The organism is Actinomadura sp. 9N407 (assembly GCF_044326315.1).
Taxonomy (GTDB): Bacteria; Actinomycetota; Actinomycetes; order Streptosporangiales; family Streptosporangiaceae; genus Spirillospora.
The window spans coordinates 555,492-582,173 of sequence record NZ_JBIRAW010000002.1 but is presented as its reverse complement, the minus strand read 5'-3'; the positions used below and the strand labels follow the sequence as shown (position 1 = coordinate 582,173).

At 73.0% G+C, this 26,682-nt stretch carries 25 protein-coding genes; 13 read left to right on the top strand and 12 right to left on the bottom strand.

Going from position 1 to position 26,682, the window contains the following annotated elements; translation table 11 throughout:
* Positions 1-55: 55 nt before the first annotated feature.
* The 5 genes from ACH34Q_RS05415 to uraH all read right to left on the bottom strand — a co-directional run bounded on the left by ACH34Q_RS05415 (position 56) and on the right by uraH (position 4,299).
* Positions 56-361 (bottom strand): metal-sensitive transcriptional regulator, encoded by a 306-nt coding sequence (locus ACH34Q_RS05415; protein WP_395981607.1) that lies wholly within the window; start codon positions 359-361, stop codon positions 56-58.
* Positions 362-560: 199 nt separating this feature from the next.
* Entirely contained in the window at positions 561-1,157 is a 597-nt protein-coding gene (locus tag ACH34Q_RS05410; RefSeq protein WP_395981606.1) for a histidine phosphatase family protein, read from the bottom strand.
* A 111-nt stretch (positions 1,158-1,268) separates the two neighbouring features.
* On the bottom strand, positions 1,269-2,384 hold the full coding sequence (ald, locus tag ACH34Q_RS05405; RefSeq protein ID WP_395981605.1) for an alanine dehydrogenase: 1,116 nt from the start codon (positions 2,382-2,384) through the stop codon (positions 1,269-1,271).
* A gap of 253 nt (positions 2,385-2,637) precedes the next feature.
* Complete coding sequence (locus ACH34Q_RS05400; protein WP_395981604.1) at positions 2,638-3,801, bottom strand: glycerate kinase; 1,164 nt, start codon at positions 3,799-3,801, stop codon at positions 2,638-2,640.
* A gap of 153 nt (positions 3,802-3,954) precedes the next feature.
* Entirely contained in the window at positions 3,955-4,299 is a 345-nt protein-coding gene (uraH, locus tag ACH34Q_RS05395) for a hydroxyisourate hydrolase (RefSeq protein ID WP_395981639.1), read from the bottom strand.
* A 364-nt stretch (positions 4,300-4,663) separates the two neighbouring features.
* On the opposite strand from uraH, the gene ACH34Q_RS05390 reads away from it, so the two are divergent.
* From ACH34Q_RS05390 to ACH34Q_RS05360, 7 genes are all read left to right on the top strand, one after another.
* A complete protein-coding gene (locus ACH34Q_RS05390; protein WP_395981603.1) occupies positions 4,664-5,992 on the top strand; it encodes a tetratricopeptide repeat protein in 1,329 nt (442 codons plus the stop codon).
* Positions 5,993-6,169: 177 nt separating this feature from the next.
* Positions 6,170-7,435, top strand: a complete 1,266-nt coding sequence (locus ACH34Q_RS05385; RefSeq protein WP_395981602.1) for a DUF5685 family protein — start codon at positions 6,170-6,172, stop codon at positions 7,433-7,435.
* Between the two features lie 121 nt (positions 7,436-7,556).
* A complete protein-coding gene (locus tag ACH34Q_RS05380) occupies positions 7,557-7,961 on the top strand; it encodes a hypothetical protein (RefSeq protein ID WP_395981601.1) in 405 nt (134 codons plus the stop codon).
* Positions 7,939-10,038, top strand: a complete 2,100-nt coding sequence (locus tag ACH34Q_RS05375; RefSeq protein ID WP_395981600.1) for a cytochrome c oxidase assembly protein — start codon at positions 7,939-7,941, stop codon at positions 10,036-10,038. Before ACH34Q_RS05380 ends, ACH34Q_RS05375 begins: the two co-directional genes overlap by 23 nt.
* A 61-nt stretch (positions 10,039-10,099) precedes the next feature.
* A complete protein-coding gene (locus ACH34Q_RS05370; protein WP_395981599.1) occupies positions 10,100-11,374 on the top strand; it encodes a sensor histidine kinase in 1,275 nt (424 codons plus the stop codon).
* The gene (locus tag ACH34Q_RS05365) at positions 11,371-12,027 is read left to right on the top strand and encodes a response regulator (RefSeq protein ID WP_395981598.1); all 657 of its coding nucleotides are present in this window, start codon (positions 11,371-11,373) and stop codon (positions 12,025-12,027) included. The genes ACH34Q_RS05370 and ACH34Q_RS05365 overlap by 4 nt, the downstream gene beginning before the upstream one ends.
* A 220-nt stretch (positions 12,028-12,247) precedes the next feature.
* Complete coding sequence (locus ACH34Q_RS05360) at positions 12,248-13,339, top strand: hypothetical protein (protein WP_395981597.1); 1,092 nt, start codon at positions 12,248-12,250, stop codon at positions 13,337-13,339.
* A gap of 33 nt (positions 13,340-13,372) precedes the next feature.
* Here the strand turns inward: ACH34Q_RS05360 and ACH34Q_RS05355 are convergent, their stop codons facing one another.
* The 5 genes from ACH34Q_RS05355 to map form a co-directional block, all read right to left on the bottom strand.
* Positions 13,373-14,089, bottom strand: a complete 717-nt coding sequence (locus ACH34Q_RS05355) for a metal-dependent hydrolase (protein WP_395981596.1) — start codon at positions 14,087-14,089, stop codon at positions 13,373-13,375.
* Positions 14,090-14,230: 141 nt separating this feature from the next.
* Positions 14,231-15,007 (bottom strand): hypothetical protein, encoded by a 777-nt coding sequence (locus tag ACH34Q_RS05350; protein WP_395981595.1) that lies wholly within the window; start codon positions 15,005-15,007, stop codon positions 14,231-14,233.
* Between the two features lie 134 nt (positions 15,008-15,141).
* Positions 15,142-16,182: a DNA polymerase ligase N-terminal domain-containing protein gene (locus ACH34Q_RS05345; RefSeq protein WP_395981594.1), complete on the bottom strand. Its 1,041-nt coding sequence runs from the start codon at positions 16,180-16,182 to the stop codon at positions 15,142-15,144.
* Between the two features lie 105 nt (positions 16,183-16,287).
* Positions 16,288-16,935, bottom strand: coding sequence for a ComEA family DNA-binding protein (locus ACH34Q_RS05340; RefSeq protein WP_395981593.1), 648 nt, complete (start codon positions 16,933-16,935; stop codon positions 16,288-16,290).
* Positions 16,936-17,058: 123 nt separating this feature from the next.
* The gene (gene map, locus ACH34Q_RS05335) at positions 17,059-17,910 is read right to left on the bottom strand and encodes a type I methionyl aminopeptidase (protein ID WP_395981592.1); all 852 of its coding nucleotides are present in this window, start codon (positions 17,908-17,910) and stop codon (positions 17,059-17,061) included.
* 77 nt (positions 17,911-17,987) lie between these two features.
* Here map and ACH34Q_RS05330 point away from each other — a divergent pair, with 77 nt between their 5' ends.
* Positions 17,988-18,167 (top strand): hypothetical protein, encoded by a 180-nt coding sequence (locus ACH34Q_RS05330; RefSeq protein ID WP_395981591.1) that lies wholly within the window; start codon positions 17,988-17,990, stop codon positions 18,165-18,167.
* Positions 18,168-18,243: 76 nt separating this feature from the next.
* Here ACH34Q_RS05330 and ACH34Q_RS05325 read toward each other — a convergent pair whose 3' ends face one another.
* A complete protein-coding gene (locus tag ACH34Q_RS05325; protein ID WP_395981590.1) occupies positions 18,244-18,855 on the bottom strand; it encodes a hypothetical protein in 612 nt (203 codons plus the stop codon).
* Between the two features lie 91 nt (positions 18,856-18,946).
* On the opposite strand from ACH34Q_RS05325, the gene npdG reads away from it, so the two are divergent.
* Together npdG and ACH34Q_RS05315 are read left to right on the top strand one after the other, a co-directional pair.
* The gene (gene npdG, locus ACH34Q_RS05320) at positions 18,947-19,639 is read left to right on the top strand and encodes an NADPH-dependent F420 reductase (protein WP_395981589.1); all 693 of its coding nucleotides are present in this window, start codon (positions 18,947-18,949) and stop codon (positions 19,637-19,639) included.
* A gap of 40 nt (positions 19,640-19,679) precedes the next feature.
* Positions 19,680-20,750: a potassium channel family protein gene (locus ACH34Q_RS05315; protein WP_395981588.1), complete on the top strand. Its 1,071-nt coding sequence runs from the start codon at positions 19,680-19,682 to the stop codon at positions 20,748-20,750.
* 205 nt (positions 20,751-20,955) lie between these two features.
* Here the strand turns inward: ACH34Q_RS05315 and panB are convergent, their stop codons facing one another.
* The gene (gene panB / locus ACH34Q_RS05310; protein ID WP_395981587.1) at positions 20,956-21,828 is read right to left on the bottom strand and encodes a 3-methyl-2-oxobutanoate hydroxymethyltransferase; all 873 of its coding nucleotides are present in this window, start codon (positions 21,826-21,828) and stop codon (positions 20,956-20,958) included.
* 306 nt (positions 21,829-22,134) lie between these two features.
* On the opposite strand from panB, the gene ACH34Q_RS05305 reads away from it, so the two are divergent.
* The 3 genes from ACH34Q_RS05305 to ACH34Q_RS05295 all read left to right on the top strand — a co-directional run bounded on the left by ACH34Q_RS05305 (position 22,135) and on the right by ACH34Q_RS05295 (position 26,671).
* A complete protein-coding gene (locus ACH34Q_RS05305; protein WP_395981586.1) occupies positions 22,135-23,697 on the top strand; it encodes an MFS transporter in 1,563 nt (520 codons plus the stop codon).
* Positions 23,698-23,747: 50 nt separating this feature from the next.
* The gene (locus tag ACH34Q_RS05300) at positions 23,748-24,344 is read left to right on the top strand and encodes a TetR/AcrR family transcriptional regulator (protein ID WP_395981585.1); all 597 of its coding nucleotides are present in this window, start codon (positions 23,748-23,750) and stop codon (positions 24,342-24,344) included.
* Positions 24,345-24,526: 182 nt separating this feature from the next.
* On the top strand, positions 24,527-26,671 hold the full coding sequence (locus tag ACH34Q_RS05295; protein ID WP_395981584.1) for a SpoIIE family protein phosphatase: 2,145 nt from the start codon (positions 24,527-24,529) through the stop codon (positions 26,669-26,671).
* The last annotated feature ends 11 nt before the right edge of the window (positions 26,672-26,682 follow it).

The following is a 26,682-nucleotide window of genomic DNA, read 5'->3' as shown; positions in this document are numbered from 1 at the left end:
GCGTCTCAAGGTGGCGGGCGTGTCCCAGGGTGGCGGGCGCGTCTCACGGGTGGCCTCAGCCGCGGCGCATCAGGCGGCCGACGGCGGCCATCAGCTCGGTCGACATGGCCTCGGACTTGCCCTCCTCGGCGCCCTCGGCGACGCAGTGCCGCACATGGCCGTCGAGCAGGCCGAGCGCCACCTTGTCCAGGGCCGCCTGGACGGCGCTGATCTGGGTGAGGATGTCGATGCAGTAGCGGTCGTCGTCCACCATCTTCTCGATGCCGCGCACCTGGCCCTCGATGCGGCGCAGCCGCGTCTGCAGCTGGTCCTTGGTGGCGGTGTAGCCGCGGGTGGGGGCCTGGGTCTCGGGAGTCGCCATCGTCGTCCTCGCAATCCGGTCCGGAGGGTGCCGTCCCGGGGCCGTCACCTGGGCGGCAACCCCGTAGGGGTATGATATCCGGCCGCACCGGCGGTTCAGCGGCCCATGATCCGCCCGTGTGGCCCGCCCGTGTGGCCCGCCCGTGTGGCCGGCCCGTGTGGCCGGCCCGTGTGGCCGGCCCGTGGGATCGGCGGTACGGTCAGCCGGCCGGCGGCGGGACGTTCCAGGCCGCGATCACCGGGCGGTCGTGCTCGGTCCCGAGCGTGGACAGGGTACCGGTCTCCAGCGCGAACAGCCGTCCGGCCGACGGCTCCAGACCCAGCCAGCGGGCGGTCAGCACGCGCAGCATGTGGCCGTGCGCGACCAGCGCGACGTCGCCGTCGTCCAGCAGCGGCCGGACCCGTCCGAGGACCGCGTCGGCCCGTTCGCCGACCCGCTCGACGGACTCGCCCGGATGGCCGGCGTCACCGGGGATCACGCCGTCGTCCCACAGGAACCAGCCGGGCCGGTCCTCGCGGATCCGCGCGGAGGTGATGCCCTCGTACCCGCCGTAGTCCCATTCCCACAGGTCCGGGTCCGTGTCGTCCACCGTCAGCCCGGCCAGTTCGGCCGTACGGCGGGCGCGCTCGGCCGGGCTGGACACGACGCGGGCGAACGGCCGCCCGGCCGTCACCGGCACCAGCGCGCGCGCCTGCTCCTCGCCGCGCTCGGTCAGCGGCAGATCGGTCCGCCCGGTGTGCCGGCGGTCCCGGCTCCACTCGGTCTCGCCGTGCCGCAGGATGATCAGTTCCCCCATGGGGCCACTGTACGGCCCGCGCGCCGGAATCGCCCGCGCCCGCCCGCCCGCCGGGGGCCCTCAGCAGCGCAGCGCTCTCAGGAGAGCAGCGCCCTCAGGAGAGCAGCGCCCTCAGGAGAGCAGCGACTCCATCGGGACGTGCGGCAGCCCGTGCGCCTCGGCCACGTGGTCGTAGGTGAGCGCGCCGTCGTGGACGTTGAGGCCGAGGGCGAGCGCCCGGTCGTCGCACAGGGCGTCCCGCCAGCCCTTGTCGGCGATGGACGCCGCGTACGGGAGCGTGACGTTGGTCAGCGCGTGCGTGGAGGTGTTGGGAACGGATCCGGGCATGTTGGCCACGCAGTAGAAGAGCGACTCCTCCACCGGATAGGTGGGGTGGTCGTGCGTGGTCGGATGCGAGTCCTCGAAGCAGCCGCCCTGGTCGATCGCGATGTCGACCAGCACCGAGCCCGGCCGCATATGGCGCACCAGGGCATGCGGGACCAGCGTCGGGGCCTTGGCGCCCGGGATCAGTACGGCGCCGACCACCAGATCGGCCGCCCGGACCTCCTGCTCGACCGTGTACGCGGTCGACACGACGGTCCGGAGCCGGCCCTGGTAGATGGCGTCGATATGGCGGAGCCGGTCGACGCTGACGTCCAGCACGGTCACCTCGGCGCCCATCCCGACCGCGATCTGTGCCGCGTTCAGCCCGGAGACTCCGCCGCCGATCACCACCACCCGGGCCGGGGCCACGCCCGGCACGCCGCCCGGCAGGACGCCGCGCCCGCCGTTGGAGCGCATCAGCGCGTTCGCGCCGACCTGGGGGGCGAGCCGGCCGGCCACCTCCGACATCGGGGCCAGCAGCGGCAGCGCGCCGCCGGGCAGCTGGACGGTCTCGTACGCGATGGCCGTCACGCCGGAGGCCAGCAGTGCCTCGGTGCACTCGCGGGAGGCCGCGAGATGCAGGTACGTGAACAGGGTCTGGCCGCGCCGCATCCGGGGGTACTCGGCCGCGATCGGCTCCTTGACCTTGAGGATCAGCTCGCCCTCGGCCCAGATGTCGTCGGGGCCCTCCAGCATCTTGGCGCCGGCGACCGTGTAGTCGTCGTCGGGGATCGCCGAGCCCTGCCCGGCGCCGCGCTCGACGAACACCTGGTGACCGCGGCGGGTGAGCTCGTGCACTCCTGCGGGCGTGATGGCCACCCGGTACTCGTGGTTCTTGATCTCGCGGGGTACGCCGACCTTCATGGGGTCCTCCGGCACGCCGATGGGCATGGACGGGGGCCCGCGCCAAAGGGTGGCACGCGGGCTCCGTTCCTCCAAGCGTGCGGCCGGTACGGGGGGCGCGGCCACGAGCAGCCTGCAACAGGATCCGCCGACATCTTGACACGATGTAAGGAGATGGCGCCGGTAAGGAGATGGCGCCGGTAAGCAGATGGCGCCGCGTAAGGAGGTGGTGCCGCGTAAGGAGGCAGCCCGCGTAAGGAGGCACCCCCGGCGATCAGCGCCGGGGCGGCAGCCACTCGTCGGCGATCGCGACCGTCAGCTGCTCCAGCAGCGGGCCGGCCTGCCGCATGCAGCGTGCGGCGTCGGGCTCGATGTCGGTCAGCGCGTACACCGCCTGGATGCGGGCCTTCCTGAGCTGCTCGCCGGTCAGCCCGCGGCGCCCGACGGCGGCGACCACCGGCACGCCCGCGCGGGCGGCCGCGCGCGCGACCCCGATGGGGGCCCGGCCGCGCAGCGACCGCACGTCCAGGGTGCCCTGGCCGGTCACGACCAGATGCGCGCCCCTGGCCTTGGCCGGGAATCCGAGCAGGTCGAGCATCAGGCCGATGCCCGGCTCGACCGTGGCGCCGAGGAAGGCCAGTGCGGCGAACCCGACCCCGCCCGCGGCGCCCGAGCCCGGCCGGTCGCGGATCGCCGTACGGGACACCGCCTCGGCCAGATCGGCCCACCGGCGCAGGCCCGCGTCCAGCAGCCGGATCTCCTCGCGGCCGGCGCCGCGGCGCCCGGCCTGGCCGGTGGCGGAGCCGTTGCGGCCGAGCAGCGTGCCCTCCGGCTCGCCGGCGACGATCACCCGTACGCCCGACAGGTCGGGCATCCCGCGCAGGTCGAGGGCGTGCAGCGAGCGCAGCGCCGCCCCGCCGGGCGGCAGGTCCCGGCCGGTCGCGTCCAGCAGCCGGCCGCCGAGGCCCTGGACCAGGCCCGCGCCGCCGTCGGTGCAGGCGGCGCCGCCGACGCCCAGCACGATCTTGCGCGCTCCGAGCCGTACCGCGTGCGCCAGCAGCTGGCCGGTACCGAAGCTGGTCGCGCTGAGCGGGCGGGGCCGGCCGCCGGGCAGCCGGCGCAGCCCGGACGCCTGGGCCAGCTCCACCACCGCGCTGCGGCCGTCGATCGCCAGCGAGGCGGTGACGGGGCGGCCGGTGGGGCCGCTCACCTCCAGCCGCACCCGCCGCCAGCCGGCGGCGATCGCGGACTCGGCGGTGCCGTCGCCGCCGTCGGCCACCGGCAGCTCCACGACCGGGACGTCCGGCCGCGCGCGCCGCAGCCCGGCCGCCAGGTGCCGCGCGACCTCCGGGGCGGTGAGCGACCCCTTGAACTTGTCCGGCGCGAGCAGGACATGACCGCCGGGGGGCAGGTCGGAGGGGGAGTCCGCGGACTGCACAGCCACGCCTTTCAGGGCCGGGGGTAAGGCACTACCTTCTGCTTACGCCATGACGGCACTATTTGACACCCAGAACGGTGGCCAGGACGTTCAAACCCGGAGAGAAGGGCACAGTGGCCGCGCGGCGGATGGCCGCCGTGCCCCTGGAACGGTTCAGCTGCCGCGGTACGTGGAGTACCCGAACGGGCTGAGCAGTAGCGGCACATGCGTCCGCTCGCGCGGGTCGGCGATGGCGAAGATGACGCTCACCTCGGGGTAGAAGGTGGCGATGCCGAGCCCCGCGAAGTACGGGCCCGTCCCGAACCGCAGCCGGAACGTGCCGGCCGCCCGGCCGCCGCCGTCCGAGGCCGCGTCGGATGATGGAGCGCTCCACCGTCCGTCGGCGTCGGTCAGGCCCTCGGCCAGCGTCCGCCAGGTCTTCTCGACGTAGGCGTCGAGCCGTACCGGCACCTCCGCGGCCGGTCGGCCGAGGTGGGTGTCGAGGACATGGGTGGACACATGAGCGGGAACAGGGCCTGCGGCGGGGCCGGATGCGGGGTCCGATGCCTGGCCGGATGCGGGGCCCTGGGCCGGGGTCGACGCGGTCATGCCGCTAGTACAGCAGCACCCGGGCGCCCGTCCGACTCCGGGAGCCGACTTCATCGGAACGCTGCGTGACCGGGTGAGTCCGCTATAGCCTGCCTTGGTGCGAATGCGGCGGTCGGCGGGCATGTGAACACGCTTCGGTACCGGATCCGGCGAATCGGGATACCGGCGGCGTGCGCTCGGCACACTTGAAGATCGGGTCGACTTCTTCCCGGGGGCGCGGGCGACGCGGCGCCGGCCGGGACTCTGAGCGGAACCTCTAGGCGGTGGTCACACGATGATGGATCGGGAGACGCTGGGACAGCGGATCAGGGCGCTGCGGATCAGGCAGGGGGTCAGCCAGGCGCAGCTGGCGTTCCCGGAGCTGTCCGACAGCTACATCTCGCTGATCGAGAGCGACAAGCGGGTCCCCGCGCCCAGCGTGATCGAGCTGCTCGCCCAGAAGCTCAGCTGCTCGGCCACCTACCTGGTGAGCGGGGTCAGCGAGGACGTGGTGGACGAGCTGCGCGTGACGCTCGACTACGCCGAGATCGCGCTGCGCAACGGGGCGGCCGAGGAGGCCCGGGCCCGGTTCGCCGAGGTCCTGGCCAACCCCGACGCGGTCGCGCTGCCCAGCATGCTGCACCAGGCCCGCTGGGGCCACGCGCTGGCGCTGGAGGCGGCCGGCGAGCTGCAGGAGGCGATCGCCGGGCTGCGCGCCCTCACCGCCGAGGCCTCGGCCGAGGCCGACCTCGACCACTGGGCCAAGGTCCATGTCGCGCTCAGCCGCTGCCTGCGCGAGCGCGGCGACATCAGCGCCGGGGTGGAGGTGGCCGAGGAGGCGCTGCGCCACCTGATCGCCACCGGAGCCGACTCCACCGACGCCGCCGTGCACCTGGGCGCCGCCCTGCTCGCCGCCTTCATCGAGCGCGGCGACCTGGTGCGGGCCCGCCAGCTGGCCTCCCAGCTGGTCGAGCGCGCCGAGCGGATCGGCAGCGCCCGCGCGCGGATGGCCGCGTACTGGGAGGCCGCCTACGTCGCCGAGATCCGCGGCGAGTACGAGGACGGCGTCGCGCTCGCCGAGCGCGCCCTGCTGCTGGCCGACGACGGCGCCGCGCTCGCCGACGGCGGACTGAACCAGGACCCGCGCAACCTGGCCCGGCTGCGGATCGTGTACGCCGGACTGCTGCTGCGGGCCCGCCCCGCCGACGCCGGCCGCGCCCGCGATCTGCTCACCCGGGTCCGCGGCGAGATCAACGCCAGCTCCGCCGGGGAGATCGACGTGGCCTGGTGCCTGACCGAGCTGGCCCGGGCGGAGACCGCGCTGGGCCGTCCCGCCGAGGCGCTGGCACTGGCCGAGCAGGCGCTCGACCTGCTGGGCGACGAGCCCCGCCGGACCACCGCGTGGGCGCTGACCGTGCTCGGCGAGGCCTGCGTACGGCTGGGCCATCGGGACCGGGCGATCGAGGTCCTCACCCGGGCCGCGACCCACCTGGAGGACATGGAGTCGTGCCGGGAGGCCGCGCAGGCGTGGTTCGACCTGGCCGAACTGCTGGCCGAGACGGGCGCTCCGGAACGGCCCAAGCTCGACGCGTACCGCCGCGCTCTGACCTGCGCCGGAGTGTGAGCCCGGGACCGGACCGGACGGGACCGGAACGACAACTGAAATGGGATTCGGGTCGGGCGGAACCCCGCTCGGCGTGATCGCGTCGATGAGGTGTCGAGCCATGCCGTTTCGAGCCGTGCAGTTCGAGCCGTGCGGTGCCGACGCCGCGATTCTGCCGAGTGAGGAGCCACCCGACCCATGTTCGGAGTAGTACGGCCGTGCAAGCACGCCTTGTGCGGGTCCTTGTTCAAGGACTGGATGGCTCATCTGTGCGGGCTGTGCCTGACCCTGCGCGACCAGCACGGGCAGGCCGCCCGGCTCGTCACCAACTACGACGGGCTGCTGGTCTCCGTCCTTGTCGAGGCGCAGCGTCCCGACCTGTCGCCGCGCCGCAAGGCCGGTCCGTGCGCGCTGCGCGGGATGAAGGCGGCCGAGGTCGTCGAGACCCGGGCACAGGGAGCGCGGCTCGCCGCCGCCACCTCGCTGCTCCTCGCCGCCGGTAAGACCCGCGACCACGTGGCCGACGGGGACGGCCCGTACCGGCGGCGGCTGGTCGCGGCGGCGGCGGGCCGGATGGCCGATCGCTGGGACTCCGCCGGGGGAGGGACGAGCGCCGCGGTCGGGTTCGACCCGTCGGTGCTGCGCGACGCCGTCGCCCGGCAGCCGGAGCTGGAGGCGGCGGGCGGCCTCGGCCTGCTGGAGCTGACCGAGCCGACCGAGACCGCCGTCGCGGCCGTCTTCGCCCACACGGCGGTGCTGGCGGGCAGGGAGGGCAACGCCGAGACCCTGGCCGAGGCGGGCCGGTTCTTCGGGCGGCTGGCCCACCTTCTCGACGCCGTCGAGGACGTGCACGCGGACCTGGAGGCCGGCGCGTACAACCCCCTTCTGGCCACCGGCACGAGCCCGGACGAGGCCCGCCGGCACTGCGACGACGCGCTGCACGGCCTGCGGCTGGCCCTCGCCGACCTGGAGCTGGAGCAGCCGCGCCTCGTACGGGCGCTGCTGGACCGCGAGGTGGGCCGCTCGGCCGACCGCGTCTTCGCCGCGTACCCGGGAGGGCCTCCCCAGCAGGGACCGTACGGTCATCCGCACCAGCACGGCCATCCGCACCAGCAGCCGTACCCGCAACAGCAGCAGTACCCGCCGCAGCAGCCGTACGGCGGCCACCCGCACCAAGGCGGCGGCGGTGGCGGCGGATGGTCCGGCGGTGAAGGCGGAGGCGGTGGCTGGGGGAAGGGGCCCGGCGGGCATGGGGGCGGACCGCGCAAGCGGCCGGGCTTCCCGATCCCGTGCTTCACCGGCTCGCTGGTGTGCGTCACGTGCGGGACTTTCCAGCCGGAATGGAGCAAGTACCACCCGAAGGGCTGCGGCGACCGCTGCTGGTGCACCCGGCACTGCAGCGGCGGCGACTCCGGCTGCGGTGACTGCTGCAAATGCTGTGAGTGCTGCGCCTGCGACTGCTGACCCGGGCACCAGCTGCCGACGCGGGCTCGAGAGGGCCTCAGGGTGAGGGGGGACGCCATGGTAGGAGGGGCTCAGTAGTCTAGGAGGGCCTTCTCACCGAACTGGAGAAACCCGGCCTCCCATGATGACCTTCACCCCGCCGCGGCGGCTGTACCGCCTGGGCGCTGTCGCCGCTCTTGCCCTCGCCTTCGGCACGGTCTCCGCGACGCCCGCGCTTGCCCACACCCGCCTGGTGAGCGAGGAGAAGTCCGGCGGGGCCAGCTGGGTCATGATCATTATCGGCGCGGCGATCGGGATCGGGATCGGGATGCTGATCGTGTTCCGCGCCAGGCGCAAGCACCCCATAGCTGCGCCCCGTACGGGCAAGCCCAGCGGCGCCAAGCCCAGCGGCGGCAAGCCCGCTGGTGACGAGCCCCGTGCTGAGAAAACCCGTGCTGAGAAAACCCGTGCTGAGAAAACCCGTGCTGACGAGCCCCGTGCTGACAAGCCCGATGGCGGCGGCGATGAGCGGGGTTCCGGTGAATAGGGCGGCGGCGGCCAAGACCGGTGGTGGCCTGGACATCGCGCGTGCCGCGATGGTCGCGGTGGCCGCCGGTGTCGCCGGGCTCGTGGTCGCGCTGGTGCTCGGCGGCGCGGTGGCCGAGAAGATCATTCCTGGCCTGGGCGACGCCGGCACCGTCACCCGCTGGGGCCTGCCGCTGTCGCGGCTGGCGATGAACCTCACCGCGGCCGTGACGGTCGGTGCGCTGATCGCCGCCGTCGCGCTGCTGCCCATGACGGCCGGCGCGACCGGCAAGGATCGGCCGCGCCTCGGTGACGACGCCATCGGCTACCTGCGCGCCGGATCGTGGATGGCCGCCGCCTGGGCCGCGTCCGCCGCCGCCACGCTGGTGTTCACCGTGGCCGACGTGCTGGGCCAGCCCGTCGGGCAGATCATCGGCGGCAACGAGCTGAGCAGCTATGTCGGCCAGCTCCCGCAGGGCACCGCGCTGATGCTGGTGGTCCTGCTCGCGGTGGTCGTCGCGCTGCTGGCCCGTACCACGACGACCCCCGCGGCCGCGGCCGGGCTGCTGGCCCTCTCCGCGATCGCGCTGCTGCCGCCCCCGCTGACCGGCCACTCCTCCTCGGCCGGCAACCACTCCGTCGCGGTCACCGGCGTGGCGCTGCACGTGCTCGCGATCGCCCCGTGGGTCGGCGGGCTGGCCATCGTCGGGGTGCACGCGCTGTCCAAGCGCGACCGGCTCGGGGTGATGGCCGAGCGGTTCAGCCGGATGGCGCTGTGGTGCTACATCGTGGTCGGCGCCAGCGGGCTGATCAACGTGATCGCCCGGATGCCCGACCCGGCCGAGCTGTTCAGCACGAACTACGGCCGGCTGGCGCTGGGCAAGATCGTCGCGTTCGCGGCGCTGGGCTGGTTCGGCTGGTGGCACCGCCGCCGGACGCTGCCCGCCCTGACCGAGCGCCGGCCCGGCGCGTTCGCCCGGCTGGCGACCGTCGAGGTGGCCGTGATGGCGGCCACGATGGGGCTGGCGGTGGCGCTGGCCCGTACCGCGCCGCCCGCGCCGCTCACCGAGGAGTCGGCGGTGAAGGCCCTCATCGGGTACGACATGCCGCCCGCGCTGACCCCCGCCCGGCTGGCGACGCTGTGGCAGTTCGACCTCTTCTTCGCCGCCCTCGTCCTGGTGCTCGGCGGCCTCTACCTGGCCGGCGTGGTCCGGATGCGGCGGCGCGGCGACCGCTGGTCGCCCGGCCGTACGGCGGCCTGGCTGGTCGGCCTGGTGACCATCCTGGTGGCCACCCAGACGGGCGTGGCCACGTACTCCCCGATCCTGTTCAGCGTGCACATGGCCCAGCACATGGTGCTCAACATGCTGGCCCCGATCTTCCTGGTCATGGGCGCCCCGGTCACGCTGGCCCTGCGCGCGCTCAAGCCCGCCGCGGTCCGCGGCGACCGGGGCCCGCGCGAATGGCTGACGGCCGCGCTGCACAGCCGCGCCACCGCGTTCATCGCGCATCCGGCCGTGGCCACGCTGCTGTTCGTGGTGAGCACCTTCGTGCTGTACTTCACGCCGCTGTTCGAGGCCGCGATGCGCAACCACCTCGGGCACATCGCGATGTCGGCGCACTTCCTGGCCGCGGGCACGCTGTTCTTCTGGGTCCTGATCGGCGTCGATCCGGCCCCGCGCAAGCTGCCGTACCCGGGCAGGATCCTGCTGCTGTTCGTCACCATGCCGTTCCACGCCTTCTTCGGCATCGCGCTGATGAACCTCGGGGAGCCGCTGGCGCGCGCCTGGTACACCGCCGTCGACCCGCCGTGGGGCACCTCGCTGATCAAGGACCAGCACACCGGCGGCGCGATCGCCTGGGGCTTCGGCGAGATCCCGACGTTCATCGTGCTGCTCGCGCTGGCCTTCCAGTGGTACTTCGACGACCAGCGGCAGGCCAAGCGGGAGGACCGCCAGGCCGACCGCGCCGAGCAGCGCCGGGCCGACGGCGAGGCCGCCGGGATCGTCGGTGAGATCGCCGAGGACGACGAGCTCGGCGCGTACAACGCCCGGCTGGCCAAGCTGGCCGAGCGCGACGAGCGTTCCGGCAGGTCGTGAACGGGACGGGTTCCCCCGTGCGGGGGAACCCGTCGCCCGTGCCTTCTGCGAGGATCGGGACGTGATCCGCAGTTCCCGTGCCTTGGCCCCGTTCCGGGCGATTCTCGACCGGGCCTTCCGGCGGCGCTGGGCCTACCTCGTCGCCGGCGGAGCCCTGCTCATGCCGTACTGGTTCCTCGGCATCGGGATCGTGCCGGCCCTCCAGCTGGGCAACCCGTTCGCGCAGGCCGTGGCGATCCTGGTCGTGCTTCCGATGGGCGGCGCGTTCGTCACCGGCCTGGTGCCCGCCGTCCGGCTGCTGGAGGGCGCCGCGGCCAGGGAACTGGTCGGCGGCGCCATCGCCGGGCTGCCCGCCGGTACGGCGCGGAGCTGGGAGACCCGGGCCCGTTCCGGTACCTGGTTCGCCGTGCACCTGCACGTCGGGGTCGTGATCAGCGCGCTGAGCCTGGCCGTGCCCCCGTTCGCCGCCGTCTTGGTCATGGCGCCGTTCGTGTCCTGGGACGAGCAGTTCACCGAGACGTGGGGCCCGCCGGCCGGCTGGCCCGAGTGGCCGCTGCCGTTCGCGGGCGTGGCGATGCTGGCCGCCCTGCTGGCGCTGGTCGCCGCCGCGGGCGCGCTACTGGCCCGGCTGGCACCGCACCTGCTCGGCCCCTCGCCCGCCGAACGGCTGGCCGCGATGGAGGCGCACGCCGTACGGCTGGCCGAGCGCAACCGCCTGGCCCGCGAGCTGCACGACTCGGTCGGCCACGCGCTGAGCGTGGTGACCCTGCAGGCGGGCGCGGCGGGACGGGTGCTCGACAGCGATCCGGCGTTCGCCCGCGAGGCGCTCGGCGCGATCGAGGAGTCGGCGCGCTCGGCCCTGGAGGATCTCGACTACGTGCTGGGACTGCTGCGCGAGGACGGCTCCCGTACCGCGCCGCAGCTCACCCTGAACGACCTGGACCGGCTGCTGGAGCAGACGAGGATCGCGGGCGTCGAACTCGATGCGAACGTGCTCGACGCGACCGTGGCGGAGGCACTCGACCAGGTGCCCGCCGCCGTCTCGCGCGAGGCGTACCGGATTGTCCAGGAAGGACTGACCAACGCGCTGCGGCACGCCGGCAAGGTGCCGGTACGGCTCCGGATCGGGGTGCGCGGCGAACGACTGGAGGTGGAGATGAGCAATCCGCAAGGGGCGCGTGCCGCCGGGCATCACAGCGGCGGGCGCGGGCTCGGCGGTGTCCGCGAGCGGGTCATCGTGCTGGGCGGCACGATGACCGCCGGCCCGGACGGCGAGGGGCGGTGGCGGCTGGACGTCACGCTCCCGCTGCGCTCTCCCGGCCGGGAGGACGCATGACGATCGGCGTGCTGCTCGTGGACGACGAGCGGCTGATCCGGGCCGGGCTGGCGGCGATCGTCAACGCCGAGCCGGACCTGACGGTGGTCGGCGAGGCCGGCGACGGGGCCGAGGTGCCCGGCCAGGTGTCCCGGCTGCGCCCGGACGTGGTCCTGATGGACGTGCGGATGCCCAAGCTGGACGGGATCCAGGCGACCCGGCACCTGCTGGAGTCGATGGCCGAGCCGCCCAAGATCATCGTGGTCACCACGTTCGAGAACGACGAGTACGTCTACGACGCGCTCAAGGCGGGCGCGCACGGGTTCCTGCTGAAGCGCACCCGGCCGGAGGAGATCCTGCAGGCGATCCGGATGGTGGTGAACGGCGACACGCTGCTGTTCCCGGCCGCGATCCGGGCCCTGGCGGCCGAGCACCGCGCCGCCGACACGCCTCGCGCCGGCGCCCGCTGGCACGAGCGGCTCACCGAGCGGGAGGGCGACGTGCTGCGGCTGATGGCGCGCGGCCACTCCAACGCCGAGATCGCCGCCGAACTTTTCGTGAGCCCGCAGACGGTGAAGACCCATGTCGGCAACGTGCTCGCCAAACTGCAGGCGCGCGACCGCACCCAGGCGGTGATCTACGCCTACGAGACGGGCTACATCAGCCCGTCATGAGGGCCTTCCGGCGCGGCCGGGATCCCGTGGCGGCCGTTCGGCGGGCGGGGCCCGGGGTCCAGGAAGCACCGTGGGCGTTCGCCCCCGTCGTCGAGCGGCTCGGGCGGGTGTGACGCGTTCCACCCGCGCACGGCCCGTTTCTCAGGCACCTCTTACACGTGATTTACCTGTGGTTCGTTAGAAATGAGGCAGTAGCGAACGTCGCTTCGATCGGGGGATCATGGACGCAGTCACGCTGTCCGAGCTGCGCAAGCCGCGTGCCTACCCGGCCGTGTCGGTGCTGATGCCGACCGGCCGCCGGGCACCGGAGAACCGCCAGGACCCCATCCGCCTGCGCAACCTGCTGGCCGAGGTACGGCACCGGCTGAAGGACGACGCCGAGGTCGCGCCCGGTACCGCCGACGAGGTGATCCGCGGCCTGGAACGGGCCGCGTCCGAGCTGGATCCGCGGCGGGCCGCCGACGGGCTGGTGCTGTTCGCGGCCCCGGACGGCGAGAACCACGCGTTCACGATCGACCAGCCGGTGGACGAGCGGGTGATCGTCGACACCGGGTTCGCGACCCGCGACCTGGTCGCCGCGTTCACCCGTACGCCGCGCTACTGGCTGCTGGTGCTGTCGGACCAGCAGGCGCGGCTGTGGGACGGGGTGAGCCACGAGCTGACCGAGGTCACCCGCGGCGGCTTCCCGATGGCGCCCGAGGAGTTCGAGGAGGAGGGCGAGGGCCGCCGGTCGCGGCGCGGGCAGCACGCCGACGAGCGGCATCAGCGGCTGATGCGCGACGTCCTGGCCCGGCTCGGCACCGTCCTCGCCCGGGACCGGCGGCCGGTCATCGTGGCGGGCGTCGTCCGGCACCAGTCGTACTTCGACGACATGGCCGGGCCCGGGGTGACCGTCGCGGGCCGGATCGACGGCAGCTACGAGGACGCCTCCGCGGGGACGCTGGCCCAGCTGGCGCAGCCGGTCCTGCGGGCGTACGAGGACCTCCAGGAGGTGGCGGTGCTCGCCGAGCTGGAGGCGGCGCGCGGCTTCCAGCGGTACGCCGCCGGGCTGCCGGAGGTCGCCCGGCTCGTCGAGGAGGGCCGCGGCGAGCATCTGGTGGTCGAGCGCGGCTACTACCAGCCGGGGGTGAAGAGCGGCGGCGACACCATTCCGGTCGAGGGCCGGGTCGGCTGCCTCAAGGGCCACGGGGTCGTGGACGACCTGGTGGACAACGTGATCGAGGACGCGCTGGAGTACGGCGGCGAGATCACCTTCGTCTCCGACGGCTTCCTGGTCGACCACGACCGCATCGCCCTGGTCACCCGGTACTAGCCGTGTCACAAAGGCCCGGCCCGTTCCGGCCGGTCAGCCGCGGGTGAGCCAGTTGGTGCTGACCTCGCCGAGGACCGAGCGGATGGTCAGGATGGCGACGCCGAGCGTCAGCAGGGGGGTGACGACCCAGCGCTCGACCTTGCCGTCGGTCACCGGGATCACCGGGATGGCTGTCCGCCACTTCATCGGCCAGAACACCGGGCAGCCGCGCGGGGTGAGGCAGTCGCCCACCACGTGCGCCAGGCAGCCGAGCCCCACGGCGAAGCCGGCGAAGCTCATGTCCAGGTCGTGCATGAGGTAGACGGCGAGCAGGGCGACCGCGCAGTCGGCCAGGGCGGACTGGGGCTCCTTGCCCTCGAAGTCCAGGCCGATGCCGCGCAGCCCGAAGCCGACGATGACGAAGAGGGCCACCCACCAGCCGTACACGAAGTGGGTGGCCAGGGTGTCCATCGCCAAGGCCATCAGGACCGCGAACAGGATCGAGTGGGTGGCCTGGCGGTGGCCGCCGGAGGCCTTGCCGACCCACTTGCACAGCTTCTTGGTGATGGGGCCGAAGGTGTTGGCGATGCGCCCGTTGTGGTGGTCCATGTCGGGCAGCAGCGCCGCGCCCGCGCACACCACGGCGCCCGCGAGCACCTGTGCGGGGGAGAGCGAGAGCGCGTGGTCGCCCAGCAGCCGCTCCTGGCTCAGAAGGGGCACGGCGCCCAGCCACACCAGCGCGCCACTGAGGGCGTGCGTCTGCCCCATCATGCGAGGTCCCCCGTCTTCACGTGTCCCGGCCGCGACCGACTGTAACCCCCGGAAGATCCTTTTTGGGGGCGGCGCGCCGTTGCCGCCTTGTGCACCTTTGATGGGGTACGAGGCGTTCCGGTTCCCGGGCGTGCCGGAGGCCTACGTGCAGCGGGTCAGGCAGCAGGACGGGCAGGCGTCGCGATCGCCCAGGGCGACCCACAGGCAGCACGTACGGCGCCGCAGGTTGGGCGGCGGCCCGTCGGTGATCTCCATCAGTCCGGCGACGGGCCTGCCGAGGCCGTCCATCAGCTTCTGGACCGACTCCGCCGCGCCCGGGAGGTCGGAGCCGTGACCGTACAGCGGCGCCGACAGGGCCTCGGAGGCCGTGCCCCACAGGCCTCGCGCACCGGTCCGCGTACCGGTCCGCAGCGCTTCGACCAGCGGGGCGAAGTGGTCGCGGATCAATGTGTCCCGGACGAGGGCGAGCAGGGCGTCCTCGTCCGGTACGACCACCGTGCCCGGCGCACCGGCGCAGGGGTCGGATGCGGTGACCGCGAGCCGGATCTCGCGCAGCCCCACGGTCACGAACGGCTCGTCGTCCAGCGGGCGGACGAGGGTGTCGCGCGCGGTGAACAGCGGGACGCGCCGGTTGAGCGCCCAGCCGAGGGTGACCGGCAGCGAGGTCCAGTAGGCGTAGCCCTTCCAGGCGAGCGCCGCCGCGATGTGCGGCGGCGCCTCGTACTGGGCCTGGGTGGCGGTGACGAGCCGCTCCATGACCCGTGGGTCGTCGGCGGTCAGGAACGCGTCGTCCGCCGGCGCGAGAAGGCCGGGGAGGATTGCCAGGGGGTACTGGTCGTACGCCGCCTGCAGCAGGGCGATGAGCGGGCGGGCCGCCTCGATCGCCTCGGACGGGACCGTACGCTCATCGCCTGCCATCGTGGTCATCCTGATCAGGCCGCCTTTGCTTTAGGTGAGGCTTACCTAACCATAAATCCCCGCGTGCTCAGGAAGCGACCCCCACGGTGATCGGAATGGTCCGGCGCGGGCGCCGACACGGATACCGCCGACGCTCAGGCCGGGAGGAGGCGCCAGGCGTCCGAGCGTTCGCCCGGCTCGTAGGGGGAGTCGAGCCGCTTGGCGAGGATGGCGGGCAGGCCCTGGCCGCGCGCGGCGGCGCGTACGGCGTCGGCCTCGCCCGGGTACCACGGGGCCGTCTGCCAGCGCGCGGCGTTCAGCTCCAGCTCGTCCAGGCGCTCGCGGCGTTCCTCGTACGGGGCCTCCAGCAGCGACCGGCCGTCCAGATACAGCAGGTCGAAGATGAGGTACGTCTCGCGCCCCTCCACCTCGGCCAGCTCGCCGTCCAGGACGGCGGGCCGCGCGCCCAGCGTCTCGCCGAGCCGGGGGCCGAGCCCGGCCGGGCCGCCGATCTCGCGTCCCCGGCCGTCGGTGAACCGGGTCCGGCCGCCCTCGACGTACGCCAGCAGCCGGCGCCCGCCCCAGGCGAACTCGAACCCGTACCCGGCCGGGTCGCGCGGGAGCCGGTCGCGCTCCTCGGGCAGCATGGGCCGCAGGCTCTCCGGCATCGGCTCGGCGTCCGGATCGGCCGGCGGGTCCATCCGGTGGATCATCCAGTTCTTACCCCCGGTACGGAACAGCACGTACCGTCCCGAGACCCGCGAGCCGTGCAGGACCACCTTCACCTCGCGTTCGGACCATTTCTCGGTCTCGTACGTGCCGCGGTCCCAGATCGTCATCTGGCCGCCGCCGTACTCGCCCTTGGGGATCTCGCCGTGGAACGCGGCGTACTCCAGCGGGTGGTCCTCGGTGTGGACGGCCAGGTGGTTGGTCCGCGGATCGGGCGGGATGCCCTTGGGGACCGCCCACGAGACGAGGACGCCGCCGCGTTCCAGCCGCAGGTCCCAGTGCAGGCTCCGGGCGTGGTGCTCCTGGATCACGAACGTGTCGTCGTCGCCCTCGGGCAGCGGCCCGTCGGATGGGACCGGTTCGGGAGTCCTCCCGGCGGCACGCTTGCCCCGGTACTCCTCGAGCCGGTCGCCCTTCGTGCCGGCCTGCTTGTCGTTACGGGCGTTCTGGGAGTTCTTGGCGGCCACTCCCGTCCCTTACCCGGCCCCCGTGGTTCAAAGAACCCGTGGTTCAAAGAACCCGTGGTTCAAAGAACGCGTGGTTTCAAGGACGCGTGGTTTCAAGAAGGCGGCTCAGCGGATGAAGACGGCGTAGTCGGCCACTTCCGCGGTCAGGTTGGGCGGCAGGCCCGCCAGGGCCGCCAGTTCCTCGGCGGACATGAACCCGCCGGTCTCGGCCCGGACCCGCTCGATCTTGATCGCCAGCTCCGGGGTGATGCCCGGCAGCAGGGTCAGGACCTCGGCCGGGGCGTGGTTGACGTCGACCAGGCCGCCGTCGTTGTACTGGCGGGGCAGGTCGGGACGGCCGATCCCCAGCTCGCGGGCCAGGCCCGGATCGCGGTCGGACAGCTCCCTGGCCCGCTGCCGCAGCGTCCGCTGCCGCCGGACCCGCTCGATCGCCGCCTCGTTGTCGACGCCCGACAGGCCGTCCGGGTCGAACACCTTGCGGCGGATCAGGAACGCGTGGCCGCAGCCCACGATCGCCAGCAGGAAGGTCAGCACGCCGACCATCCCCGGCGTGTCGCCGGTCTTCTCGTCCGTGCCGGCCAGCAGGGTGAGCATCAGGGCGAACACCCCGATGTAGGCCACCGAGGCCACCAGCAGATGGGCGCTGCGCCGCCACAGGGCGGCCGCGGCGAAGATGAACGGGGTCGCGTACCCGAGCGTGAGGAAGGGCAGCGCGGCCCAGGTCACGCTCATCGCCGCGCGTCCCGGCGGCATGCTGTCCGACGGTACCCGCGGTTCGTACGGCACTGGGGCTCTCATGGAAAGCGCCTCCCGAGCCGGTCTGGGCGATGTGGGCTCTAGATCCTTTTTGTACCCGAGAGCGGGGTCACGGGTACGTCAGGGAAGGGTCAGGATCTCGTGGCCGTCGCCGGTCACCAGCAGCGTGTGCTCGAACTGGGCGGTGCGCCTGCGGTCCTTGGTCACCACCGTCCAGCCGTCCTTCCAGATGTCGTAGTCGTGCACGCCGAGGGTCAGCATCGGCTCGATCGTGAACGTCATCCCCGGCTCGATCAGCGTGGTGGCGGCCGGATCGTCGTAGTGCGGCACGACCAGCCCGGAATGGAACGTGGTCCCGATCCCGTGCCCGGTGAAGTCGCGGACGACCCCGTACCCGAACCGCTTGGCGTACGACTCGATGACCCGCCCGATCACGTTCAGCGCCCGGCCCGGCTTGACCGCGCGGATCCCGCGCATCATCGCCTCGTGGGTGCGCTCGACCAGCAGCCGCGACTCCTCGTCCACGTCCCCGCACAGGAACGTGGCGTCGGTGTCACCGTGCACGCCGTCGATGAACCCGGTGATGTCGATGTTGATGATGTCGCCGTCGCGCAGCACGGTGTCGTCCGGGATGCCGTGGCAGATCACCTCGTTGATGGAGGTGCACAGCGACTTGGGGAAGCCGCGGTAGCCCAGCGTCGAGGGGTACGCGCCGTGGTCGAGCAGGAACTCGTGCCCGATGACGTCGAGCTCGTCGGTGGTGACGCCGGGCCTGACGTGCTTGCCGACCTCTTCCAGCGCCTGACCGGCGATCTTCCCGGCCACCCGCATCCTTTCGATGATCTCCGGCGTCTTGACGTCCGGTTCGCCCGTTCTGGGGCGCTTCTTTCCCACGTACTCCGGGCGCGGGATGTGCGCGGGAACCTTACGCATGGGCGAGACGCGTCCGGGTCGGAGTAGCTGGGTCGTCATAGTGAGGGAGTGTATCCAGCCGGCTCCGGGCACCAATCCCGAGGCGGCGCGAGATCGCGATCGGAGGAGGGCGGGAGATGAAGGACGACGGCGACTGGTGGTTCTGCCTCAAGCACATGAAGGTCGAGCACGGCGTGGGGTGCCCCGGCAAGGACCGGATGGGACCGTACGAGTCCGAGACGGCCGCGGCCGGTGCCCTGGAACTGGCCCGGCAGCGCAACGAGGCCTGGCGGGAACAGGACCGGGACGACAACTGAACGGCCGAACGGCCCGACCTACGGCTGATCGACCGGGCTGATCGACCGGGCTGATCGACCGGGCTGATCGACCGGGCTAATCGACCGTGGGGCCGCTGACGGCGTCCAGCAGCCGCGCCAGGCGGTGCCGCAGCCCGCGAGGGCCGCGGTGCCGTCCGCCGCCCTCGCCGTCGGCGCCCGCCGCGGCGCTGACCAGGTGCTGGGCGCCGTCGAAGCTGACCAGCGCGTCCCGCGACGGTACGGTCAGCGCCTCGTGCGCGAGCCCGCGCAGCTCCCGGTCGCCGCCCTCCAGGGCGAGGATCACCGCTCCGGTACGGCGCGCGTCGTCGACCCGTTCGAGCAGCGGTACGGGTGCCGCGTCCTCGGCGACCACGAACAGCGTCTCGCCGCGCCGGGCCGCCTCCAGGCGCTCCAGCCCGATCCCCAGATGCGCGGGCGCCCCGGGCGGCGGCGCCCAGCGCACCAGCGTGGGGGCCAGGCCGGGCAGCGCGGCCAGCCGGCTCTCGTCGTCGAGGTGCGCGGCCAGGTGCCAGGGGTCCTCGGCCGGAGTCCCCACCAGCAGCAGGCCGCCCGGCGTCCGCGCGCTCACCCGCAGGGCCCGGCCGAACTCGCCGGTGCGCTCCAGCCACCCGGTCGCGGCCAGTACCTCGCGCAGCATCGTGATCTGCTCGGCGTCCACGGTGTCCATGGTGCCGTCAGCCGGGGCGTGCCGCGGGCGGTTTCGGCGATGCGGCAGGCCGGTTCGGCCCGGCCCGCGGGCCACCTGGCAGACTCGCACCATGACTGAGCAGCAGCAGAAGACGCCCTATGACCTCCCCGACGTGGCCGGGCTGACGATCGGCATTCTGGGCGGTACCGGGGACCAGGGCAAGGGCCTGGCCCGGCGGTTCGCGCTGGCCGGCCACCAGGTGACCATCGGCTCCCGCAAGGCCGAGCGCGCCCAGCAGGCCGCCGACGACCTGGGCGAGGGACTGCCGGTACGCGGCGCCGAGAACCCGGTCGCCGCCGGCGAGTCCGACGTGGTCGTGGTGGCGGTTCCGTGGGACGGCCACAAGGCCACGCTGGAGTCGCTGCGCACCGAGCTGGCCGGGAAGATCGTCGTCGACTGCGTCAACCCGCTGGGCTTCGACAAGCGCGGCGCGTTCCCGCTGCCGGTCGAGGAGGGTAGCGCCGCCCAGCAGGCCGCGGCCGTCCTGGAGGAGGCCCGCGTCGTGGCCGCGTTCCACCACGTGTCGGCCAAGCTGCTGCTGGATCCCGAGGTCGGCGAGATGGAGCTGGACGTCCTGGTGCTCGGCGACGACCGGGAGGCCACCGACCTGGTGCAGGCGCTGGCCGGCCGCATCCCCGGGATGCGCGGCGTGTACGGCGGGCGGCTGCGCAACGCCGGCCAGGTCGAGGCGTTCACCGCCAACCTGATCTCGATGAACCGCCGCTACAAGGCGCACGCCGGGCTGCGGATCACCGACGTCTGATCCCGTCCGCCACGACGGTTCTGGCAGTACGGTTCTGATCGTGAAAGCCGACGAGGACGCCGCGGCCGGACCACCGGTCCTGCTGCCCTCGACCCGTACCGGACCGGTGAGCGCGGTCCTGAAACGGGTCGGGATCGCGCTCCTGCTGCTGTTCTCGGTGGTCGGGGTCGTCTACGCGGGCCGGAGCGGGTACCGCGACAGCGCCGGCGGGCCGCTGTCGCCGCTCGACTGCCTCTACTACGCCACGGTCACCGTCTCCACGACCGGCTACGGCGACATCACGCCGGTCAGCGCGTCCGCGCGGCTGGTCAACATCGTCTTCGTCACTCCGGTGCGGGTGCTGTTCCTCATCGTCCTCGTGGGCACGACCCTGGAGGTCCTGGCGGAACGCACCCGCGCCGACTGGCGGCTGTCCCGCTGGAGGGCACGGGTGCGCGACCACATCGTGGTGGCCGGCTACGGAACCAAGGGCCGTAGCGCCATCAAGACCCTGCTCACGACGGGCGTGCACCGCGACGACATCGTCGTGGTGGACCCCGATCCGCGGATCGTCGCCGAGGCCGCCGAGGCGGGCCTGGTGGGGATCGTCGGCGACGCCACCCGCAGCTCGGTGCTGCGCCAGGCGGCGGTCGACCGGGCCCGCGTCGTCGTGGTGGCCAGCGCGCGCGACGACACGTCCGTGCTGATCACGCTCACCGCGCGGCAGCTCAACCCGGACGCCAAGATCCAGGCGTCGGTCCGCGAGTCCGAGAACGTGCCGCTGCTGCGGCAGAGCGGCGCCGACCACGTCATCACCTCGTCGGAGGCCGCCGGCCGGCTGCTCGGCGTCTCCACCAGCCAGCCCTACGTCAGCGAGATCATCGAAGAGCTGCTGGTCCAGGGCTCGGGCCTGGACCTGGTGGAACGCGATGTGCGCCCGGAGGAGGTGGGCGGCCCGGCCAGTGCCGTCGGAGAGCCCGCGATCGCGGTCGTCCGGGACGGGCGGACGCTGCCGTACGACGACGCCGCGTGCGCCCGCCTGGAGCCCGGCGACCGCCTGATCGTCGCCCGTTCCTCCCGCCGCGTACGGCACACCCCCGGCAAGGACGGCGGCGGACGCCCCGCCTCCTGACCGGAAACCGCCCCCTGGCCGAAAGCGACTCTGGCAGGAAAGCAACGGCGCGAGGCAGGCCCGAAGGCATGTCCTCGCGCCGGGGCGGGCTTTCGTGACGCCCAGGCGATCCCTCCTGGGAGGGACCGCCTGGATCGCCGCGCCTGGATCGCCGCGCCTGGTGGGCGCCGCGCCCGGTGGGCGCCGCGCCTGGTGGGCGCCGTGCTCAGTGGTAGGCGTGCTCGGGCGCGGGGAACACGCCCCCTACGACATCGTCGGCGTAGCTGCGGGCGGCGTCGCCGAGAATGGTCGCCAGGTCGGCGTACTTCTTGACGAACTTGGCGGTACGGGGCGACAGTCCGGCCATGTCCTGCCAGACCAGTACCTGCGCGTCGGTGTGGTCGCCGGCGCCGATGCCGATGGTCGGGATCGACAGCGAGGCGGTGACCCTGGCGGCCAGGTCCTCGGGGACGCACTCCAGGACGACCGCGAACGCGCCGGCCGCCTCGAGCGCCTTGGCGTCGGCCATCAGCTCGTCGCCCGCCTGGCCGCGGCCCTGCACGCGGTAGCCGCCGAAGGCGTTCACCGACTGCGGGGTGAGGCCGAGATGCGCCATCACCGGGATGCCGGCGGCGACCATCGCCTCGGCCTGGGGCAGCACGCGGCGGCCGCCCTCCAGCTTGACGGCGTGCGCGCCGGTCTCCTTGAGGAAGCGGGTCGCGGTGGCCAGTCCCTCGGCCACGCCCGTCTGGTACGAGCCGAACGGGAGGTCGGCGACGACCATGGCGCGCTTGGAGCCGCGGACGACGGCCGCGGTCAGCGGGATGAGGTCGTCGACGGTGACGGGGATCGTCGAGTCGTACCCGTACACGACCATGGCGGCGGAGTCGCCGACGAGCAGCACCGGGATGCCGGCGTCGTCGAAGACCCGCGCGGTGAGGGCGTCGTAGGCGGTCAGCATCGGCCACTTCTCGTGCCGCTCCTTGGCGGCCGCGATGTCGCGGACGGTGACCCGCCGTTCGCCCTTGCCGCCGTACAGGCCGGTCGGCTGGGCGTTCTGCTGGATGCTCTGCTGCGAGGGGGCAGCGGAAGAAGACACGGTGTACCTCCAGTCTCGAGGCGCCACGGTGGCGTACCCGGACGGGTTCGATGATCCCACTCACCCAACGATTCGCCTACCCCCCAGATTCCCGCCCGTCCGAACGGGACCGTCGCGGGGCTCGGTGATTGCGAAACGATACGGTTGCGTATCGATGAGGCCGGGCGTACGCTCGAAATACGAAACGCCCCCGTGTCGAACGCCCCCGTGTCGAACGACGCAGTGTCGAACGACGCCGGATCGGCCAACGCCGGATCGAACGATCTTCCCCGGGAACCCCGCCCCGGGACCCAGGGAGGACCCTCCGTGACACCCGAGACCATCCATCGAAGGCGCTGGTACATCCTCGGCGTGCTGACGTTCAGCCTGCTCGTCGTGGTCCTGGACAACACCATCCTCAACGTCGCCCTCAAGACCATCGCCGATCCGGAGGTGGGGCTCGGCGCCACCCAGAGCCAGCTGGAGTGGGCGATCAACTCCTACACGCTGGTCTTCGCCGGGCTGCTGTTCACCTTCGGGGTGATCGGCGACCGGCTCGGGCGCAAGCGGGTCATGGTCGCCGGGATGGTCATGTTCGCGGTGGCCTCGCTGCTCTCGGCGTACTCGCGGTCGCCCGACCAGCTCATCTGGGCCCGCGCGCTGATGGGGCTGGGCGGCGCGGCGATCATGCCGCAGACGCTGTCGATCATCACCAACGTGTTCGAGCCGCACGAGCGCGCCCGCGCGATCGGGATCTGGAGCGGCGCGGTCGGCCTCGCCATCGCCATCGGCCCGGTCACCGGCGGCCTGCTGCTCGAGCACTTCTGGTGGGGCTCGGTGTTCCTGGTCAACGTGCCGGTCATCGCGCTCGGCGCCGTCCTGATGGCGTTCCTGGTGCCCGAGTCGCGCAACCCCGAGCCGGGCAGGGTCGACCCGGCCGGCGTGCTGATGTCGATCGTGGGCCTGGTCGCCCTCTCGTACGGGATCATCCAGGGCGGCGAGCGCGGCAGCTGGCTGGAGCCCGGCGTGCTCGGCCCGATCGCGGCGGGCGTGGCCGTGCTGGCGCTGTTCGCCCGGCACGAGGCGCGCTCCGACAACCCCGCGTTCGACGTCCGGCTGTTCCGCGACCCGCGGCTGTCGGCCGCGGTGGCCGCGATCGCGCTGTGCTTCTTCGCCGCCGCGGGCGTGTTCTTCTTCTCCGGCTTCTACCTGCAGTCCGTCCGCGGGCTGTCGGCCCTGGAGTCCGGCGCGATGCTGCTGCCGTTCGCCGCCGCGCAGCTGATGTTCTCGCCCCGCAGCGCCGCGCTGGTCCGCCGCTTCGGCGCCAGGGCGGTCTGCACGGTCGGCCTTCTCCTGGTCGCCGCCGCGCTCGCCGCGTACCCGGTGCTCGGCATCGGCACCGAGACCCCGCTCTGGGTGATGGGCGCGGTGTTCTTCGTCCAGGGCGCCGGGATGGCCAATGTGATGCCGCCCGCCACCGAGTCGGTCATGTCCGCGCTGCCCCGCGAGAAGGCGGGTGCCGGCTCGGCCCTCAACAACACCGCCCGGCAGGTCGCGGTCGCGATGGGCGTCGCCGTCCTCGGCTCGGTCGTCGCCTCCATCTACCGCGACGAGCTGTCGGCTCAGCTGGAAGCCCTTCCGCCCGGCCTCCGTACCGCCGCGGGCGAGTCGATCGAGGGCGCCCACGCGGTGGCCGAACGGCTCGGGGCGGCGGCCCACGGGCTCACCGGCGCCGCCGACACCGCGTTCGTCAACGCGATGCAGACCGCGGCGGGCGCGGCGGCCGTGGTCGCGCTCATCGGCGCCCTGGTCGTGCTGAAGTGGATGCCCGGCCGTACCGCCTCCGCAGCCGCGGCCCAGGCGGACGAGCGGGAGAGCGCGCGGGTGTGAGGACAGGTGGGAGAACAGGTGGGGAGACAGGTGGGGAGAAGGATGCCGCGATGACCGAGACGACGACGGGCCGCCCCGGCAGGCCCCGCAGTGAGCGGGCTGAGAAGGCCATCATCGAGGCCACGCTCGACCTGCTGGCCGCTGAGTCGGGGGTGGCCGGGGTCTCGATCGAGGCCGTGGCGGCCCGCGCCGGCGTGGGCAAGACCACGATCTACCGCCGCTGGCCCAACAAGGAGGCGCTGATCGTCGGCGCCCTGGCCGCCGCCAAGACCCCGCTGAGCGAGCCGGCGGGCGTCTCGGTACGCGCCGACCTGCTCACCATCGCGCGGTCCATGGGCACCGAGCGCGCGCACCGGCACGCGCGCTGCTTCTGGAACGTGGTGGGCAGTGCCGAGAAGCACCCTGAGCTCTACGCCCGCTACTACCACGACGTGATCTCGCCTCGCCGTGAAGTACTCCGCCGCGTTCTGGAAAAGGGGGTCGAGCGCGGCGAACTGCGTCCCGGCCTCGATCTGGACGTGGCCATCGCCCTCCTGGTGGGCTCGCTGGCCCACAAGGCCCCGCAGGACCGGTTCCCGGAGGGCTTCGCCGAGGCGGTGGTGGACACCCTGCTCGACGGAATGGCGAACACGACACGAAACACATAAAGGCCGATAGTGGACGCCGCAGAGCGTCCCAGAATGACCGAGCAGACAGAAGCATGGTCCGCGGAGATAGAAGTTCTGCACTATTTCGGCCTGTGCGACGTGATCTTCTCCCTGGAACGTGCCCGATGCCTCATACTGGCGCTCGGGAGTGATAGGTCGACCGGCTGTCTGGAGCGCGTCTGGTGAGATCCGTCATGGCGGCACGCGGCGATGCGGCCGGAGCCGATTCCGCGTCCCGGACCCTGGTCCTGGCGATCGACGGTGCGGGACGCATCGTGCAGTGCGGGCCCAACGCCCGCGCCGTGCTGGGCTACGCGCCCGCCGATCTGATCGGCCGTGCGGCGGGGGAGTTGGCCGACGACGAGTCCAAGGCCGAGATGGACATCCTGCTGGAGGCGATCGCCTCCGGCCAGGAGCGCAGGGCCGTGCTGTGCGTGCGCCGCGGCGACCACGGCACCGACGCCAACGGAGCCCACCCGGCCAAGCCGGCCACCACCGACGCCATCGTCACCGCGCAGCCGATGGTCGGCGGCGAGGCCCCGCTGGGCCTGCTGCACGTCCGGGTGGCACTGCCGCCCAGCGAGCGCTACCAGGACCCCGCGCTGATGCGGCGGGCCCTGATGGACGACCCGCTCACCCGCTTCGGCGCCTCCCTCGACCTCGACCAGTCCGCCAAAGGCCTGGTCGACGTCATCGTCCCGCACTACTGCACCACGGCCTCCGTCCTGGTCCTGGAGAGCCTGGTGGCCGCCGACGAGGTGCACAGCGAATCGGGCGCGGCCGTGCTGCGCCGGATCGCCGTCACCTCCGACGACGGCAACCCCATGTGGACCGCCACGTTCCCGGTCGGCGAGGTCCTGGTCTACCCGGAGGGCACGCCGTACCGCGAGGTCCTGGAGACCGCGAGCCCCGTCCACGTACCGCACGTCGACGTCGACAAGGCCGCCGACATCGCGTCCCGGTGGCGCCGCACCCCGGCGGGCGAGCTGCTCACCGGCGTCTCGATGGTGCTGCTGCCGCTGATCGCCCGCGACACCCTGCTGGGCTTCATCGCCTGCACCCGGGTGCCGGGCTTCCGCCGGTTCGACGCCTACGACGTCGAGATCGGCATGGAGTTCGCCGCCCGCGCCGCCATCGTCGTCGACAACGCCCGGCTGTTCAGCCGGGAACGCGCCACCGCCCTCGCCCTGCAGCGCAGCCTGCTCCCGCACCGCCTGTCGGCGCCTTCCTCGGTCGAGGTCCGGCACCGCTACCTGCCCGGCAGCAAGCTGGTCGAGGTCGGCGGCGACTGGTACGAGTCGATCGCGCTGCCCGGCGCCCGCGTCGCGCTGATCGTCGGCGACGTCGCCGGCCATGGCGTGCGCGCCGCCGTCACCATGGGCCGGCTGCGCACCGCGCTGCACACGCTGGCCAACCTCGAGCTGCCGCCCGCCGACGCGCTGCACGTCATGCACGAGCTGATGATGGAGCTCGGCGAGCAGGAGCCGCACTTCGCCACCTGCGTCTACGCCGTCTACGACGCCACCTCCGGCACCCTGGAGGTCGCCTCCGCCGGCCACCTGCCGCCCCTCCTGGTGGGCCCCGACGGCACCAACGACTACCTGGAGGTCCCGCCCGCCCCGCCGCTCGGCGTCGCGGGCACGGCCACCATCGAGAGCCGCGAGTTCCAGGTCGAGGACGGCAGCGTCTTCGTCATCTACACCGACGGCCTGGTGGAGAACCGCGGCCGCGACATCGACGACGGCCTGGCCCGGCTCCAGAGCATCTTCGGCCCCGACACCGCCGACCGCTCGATGGAGGACCTCGCCAAGGCCACCCTCGCCGGCGTCTACGCCGACCACCACCGCGACGACATCGCCGTCCTGCTCGCCCGGCTGCGCCGCCTCCCCGAGGACCGCTGGACCTCCTGGACGCTCCCCTCCGACCCCGCCGCCGTACGCCGCGCCCGCGGCCTGGTCCGCACCCGCCTGGAGGAATGGGGCCTCGGCGAGCTGGCCTACACCACCGAGCTGCTGGCCTCCGAGCTCATCACCAACGCCCTGCGCTACGCCCCCGACGAGCCGATCCAGCTGCGCCTCCTGCTGGAACGCACCCTCGTCTGCGAGGTCCTCGACCGTTCCGCCGCCCTGCCCCGGCTCCGCCGCGCAGCCGACGACGACGAGAACGGCCGTGGCCTCCTGGTCGTCAGCCAGCTCGCCCACCGCTGGGGCACCCGCCGTACCGCCGCCGGCAAGGTCGTCTGGTGCGAGCAGATCGTCCCCGGCGTCGACCCCGACCCCCACGAACCCATGTCCACCTGGCCAGGCCAGAACCACCACCGAGCGTGAGTTTCTAAGGT

Excerpts from the sequence above, each read along its gene's own strand:
- ACH34Q_RS05415 (WP_395981607.1), bottom strand. The coding sequence starts at position 361 with ATGGCGACTCCCGAGACCCAGGCCCCCACCCGCGGCTACACCGCCACC.
- ACH34Q_RS05410 (WP_395981606.1), bottom strand. The coding sequence starts at position 1,157 with ATGGGGGAACTGATCATCCTGCGGCACGGCGAGACCGAGTGGAGCCGG.
- ald (WP_395981605.1), bottom strand. The coding sequence starts at position 2,384 with ATGAAGGTCGGCGTACCCCGCGAGATCAAGAACCACGAGTACCGGGTG.
- ACH34Q_RS05390 (WP_395981603.1), top strand. The coding sequence starts at position 4,664 with ATGATGGATCGGGAGACGCTGGGACAGCGGATCAGGGCGCTGCGGATC.
- ACH34Q_RS05385 (WP_395981602.1), top strand. The coding sequence starts at position 6,170 with ATGTTCGGAGTAGTACGGCCGTGCAAGCACGCCTTGTGCGGGTCCTTG.
- ACH34Q_RS05380 (WP_395981601.1), top strand. The coding sequence starts at position 7,557 with ATGATGACCTTCACCCCGCCGCGGCGGCTGTACCGCCTGGGCGCTGTC.
- ACH34Q_RS05375 (WP_395981600.1), top strand. The coding sequence starts at position 7,939 with ATGAGCGGGGTTCCGGTGAATAGGGCGGCGGCGGCCAAGACCGGTGGT.
- ACH34Q_RS05365 (WP_395981598.1), top strand. The coding sequence starts at position 11,371 with ATGACGATCGGCGTGCTGCTCGTGGACGACGAGCGGCTGATCCGGGCC.
- ACH34Q_RS05360 (WP_395981597.1), top strand. The coding sequence starts at position 12,248 with ATGGACGCAGTCACGCTGTCCGAGCTGCGCAAGCCGCGTGCCTACCCG.
- ACH34Q_RS05355 (WP_395981596.1), bottom strand. The coding sequence starts at position 14,089 with ATGATGGGGCAGACGCACGCCCTCAGTGGCGCGCTGGTGTGGCTGGGC.
- ACH34Q_RS05350 (WP_395981595.1), bottom strand. The coding sequence starts at position 15,007 with ATGGCAGGCGATGAGCGTACGGTCCCGTCCGAGGCGATCGAGGCGGCC.
- ACH34Q_RS05340 (WP_395981593.1), bottom strand. The coding sequence starts at position 16,935 with ATGCCGCCGGGACGCGCGGCGATGAGCGTGACCTGGGCCGCGCTGCCC.
- map (WP_395981592.1), bottom strand. The coding sequence starts at position 17,910 with ATGACGACCCAGCTACTCCGACCCGGACGCGTCTCGCCCATGCGTAAG.
- ACH34Q_RS05330 (WP_395981591.1), top strand. The coding sequence starts at position 17,988 with ATGAAGGACGACGGCGACTGGTGGTTCTGCCTCAAGCACATGAAGGTC.
- ACH34Q_RS05325 (WP_395981590.1), bottom strand. The coding sequence starts at position 18,855 with ATGGACACCGTGGACGCCGAGCAGATCACGATGCTGCGCGAGGTACTG.
- npdG (WP_395981589.1), top strand. The coding sequence starts at position 18,947 with ATGACTGAGCAGCAGCAGAAGACGCCCTATGACCTCCCCGACGTGGCC.
- ACH34Q_RS05300 (WP_395981585.1), top strand. The coding sequence starts at position 23,748 with ATGACCGAGACGACGACGGGCCGCCCCGGCAGGCCCCGCAGTGAGCGG.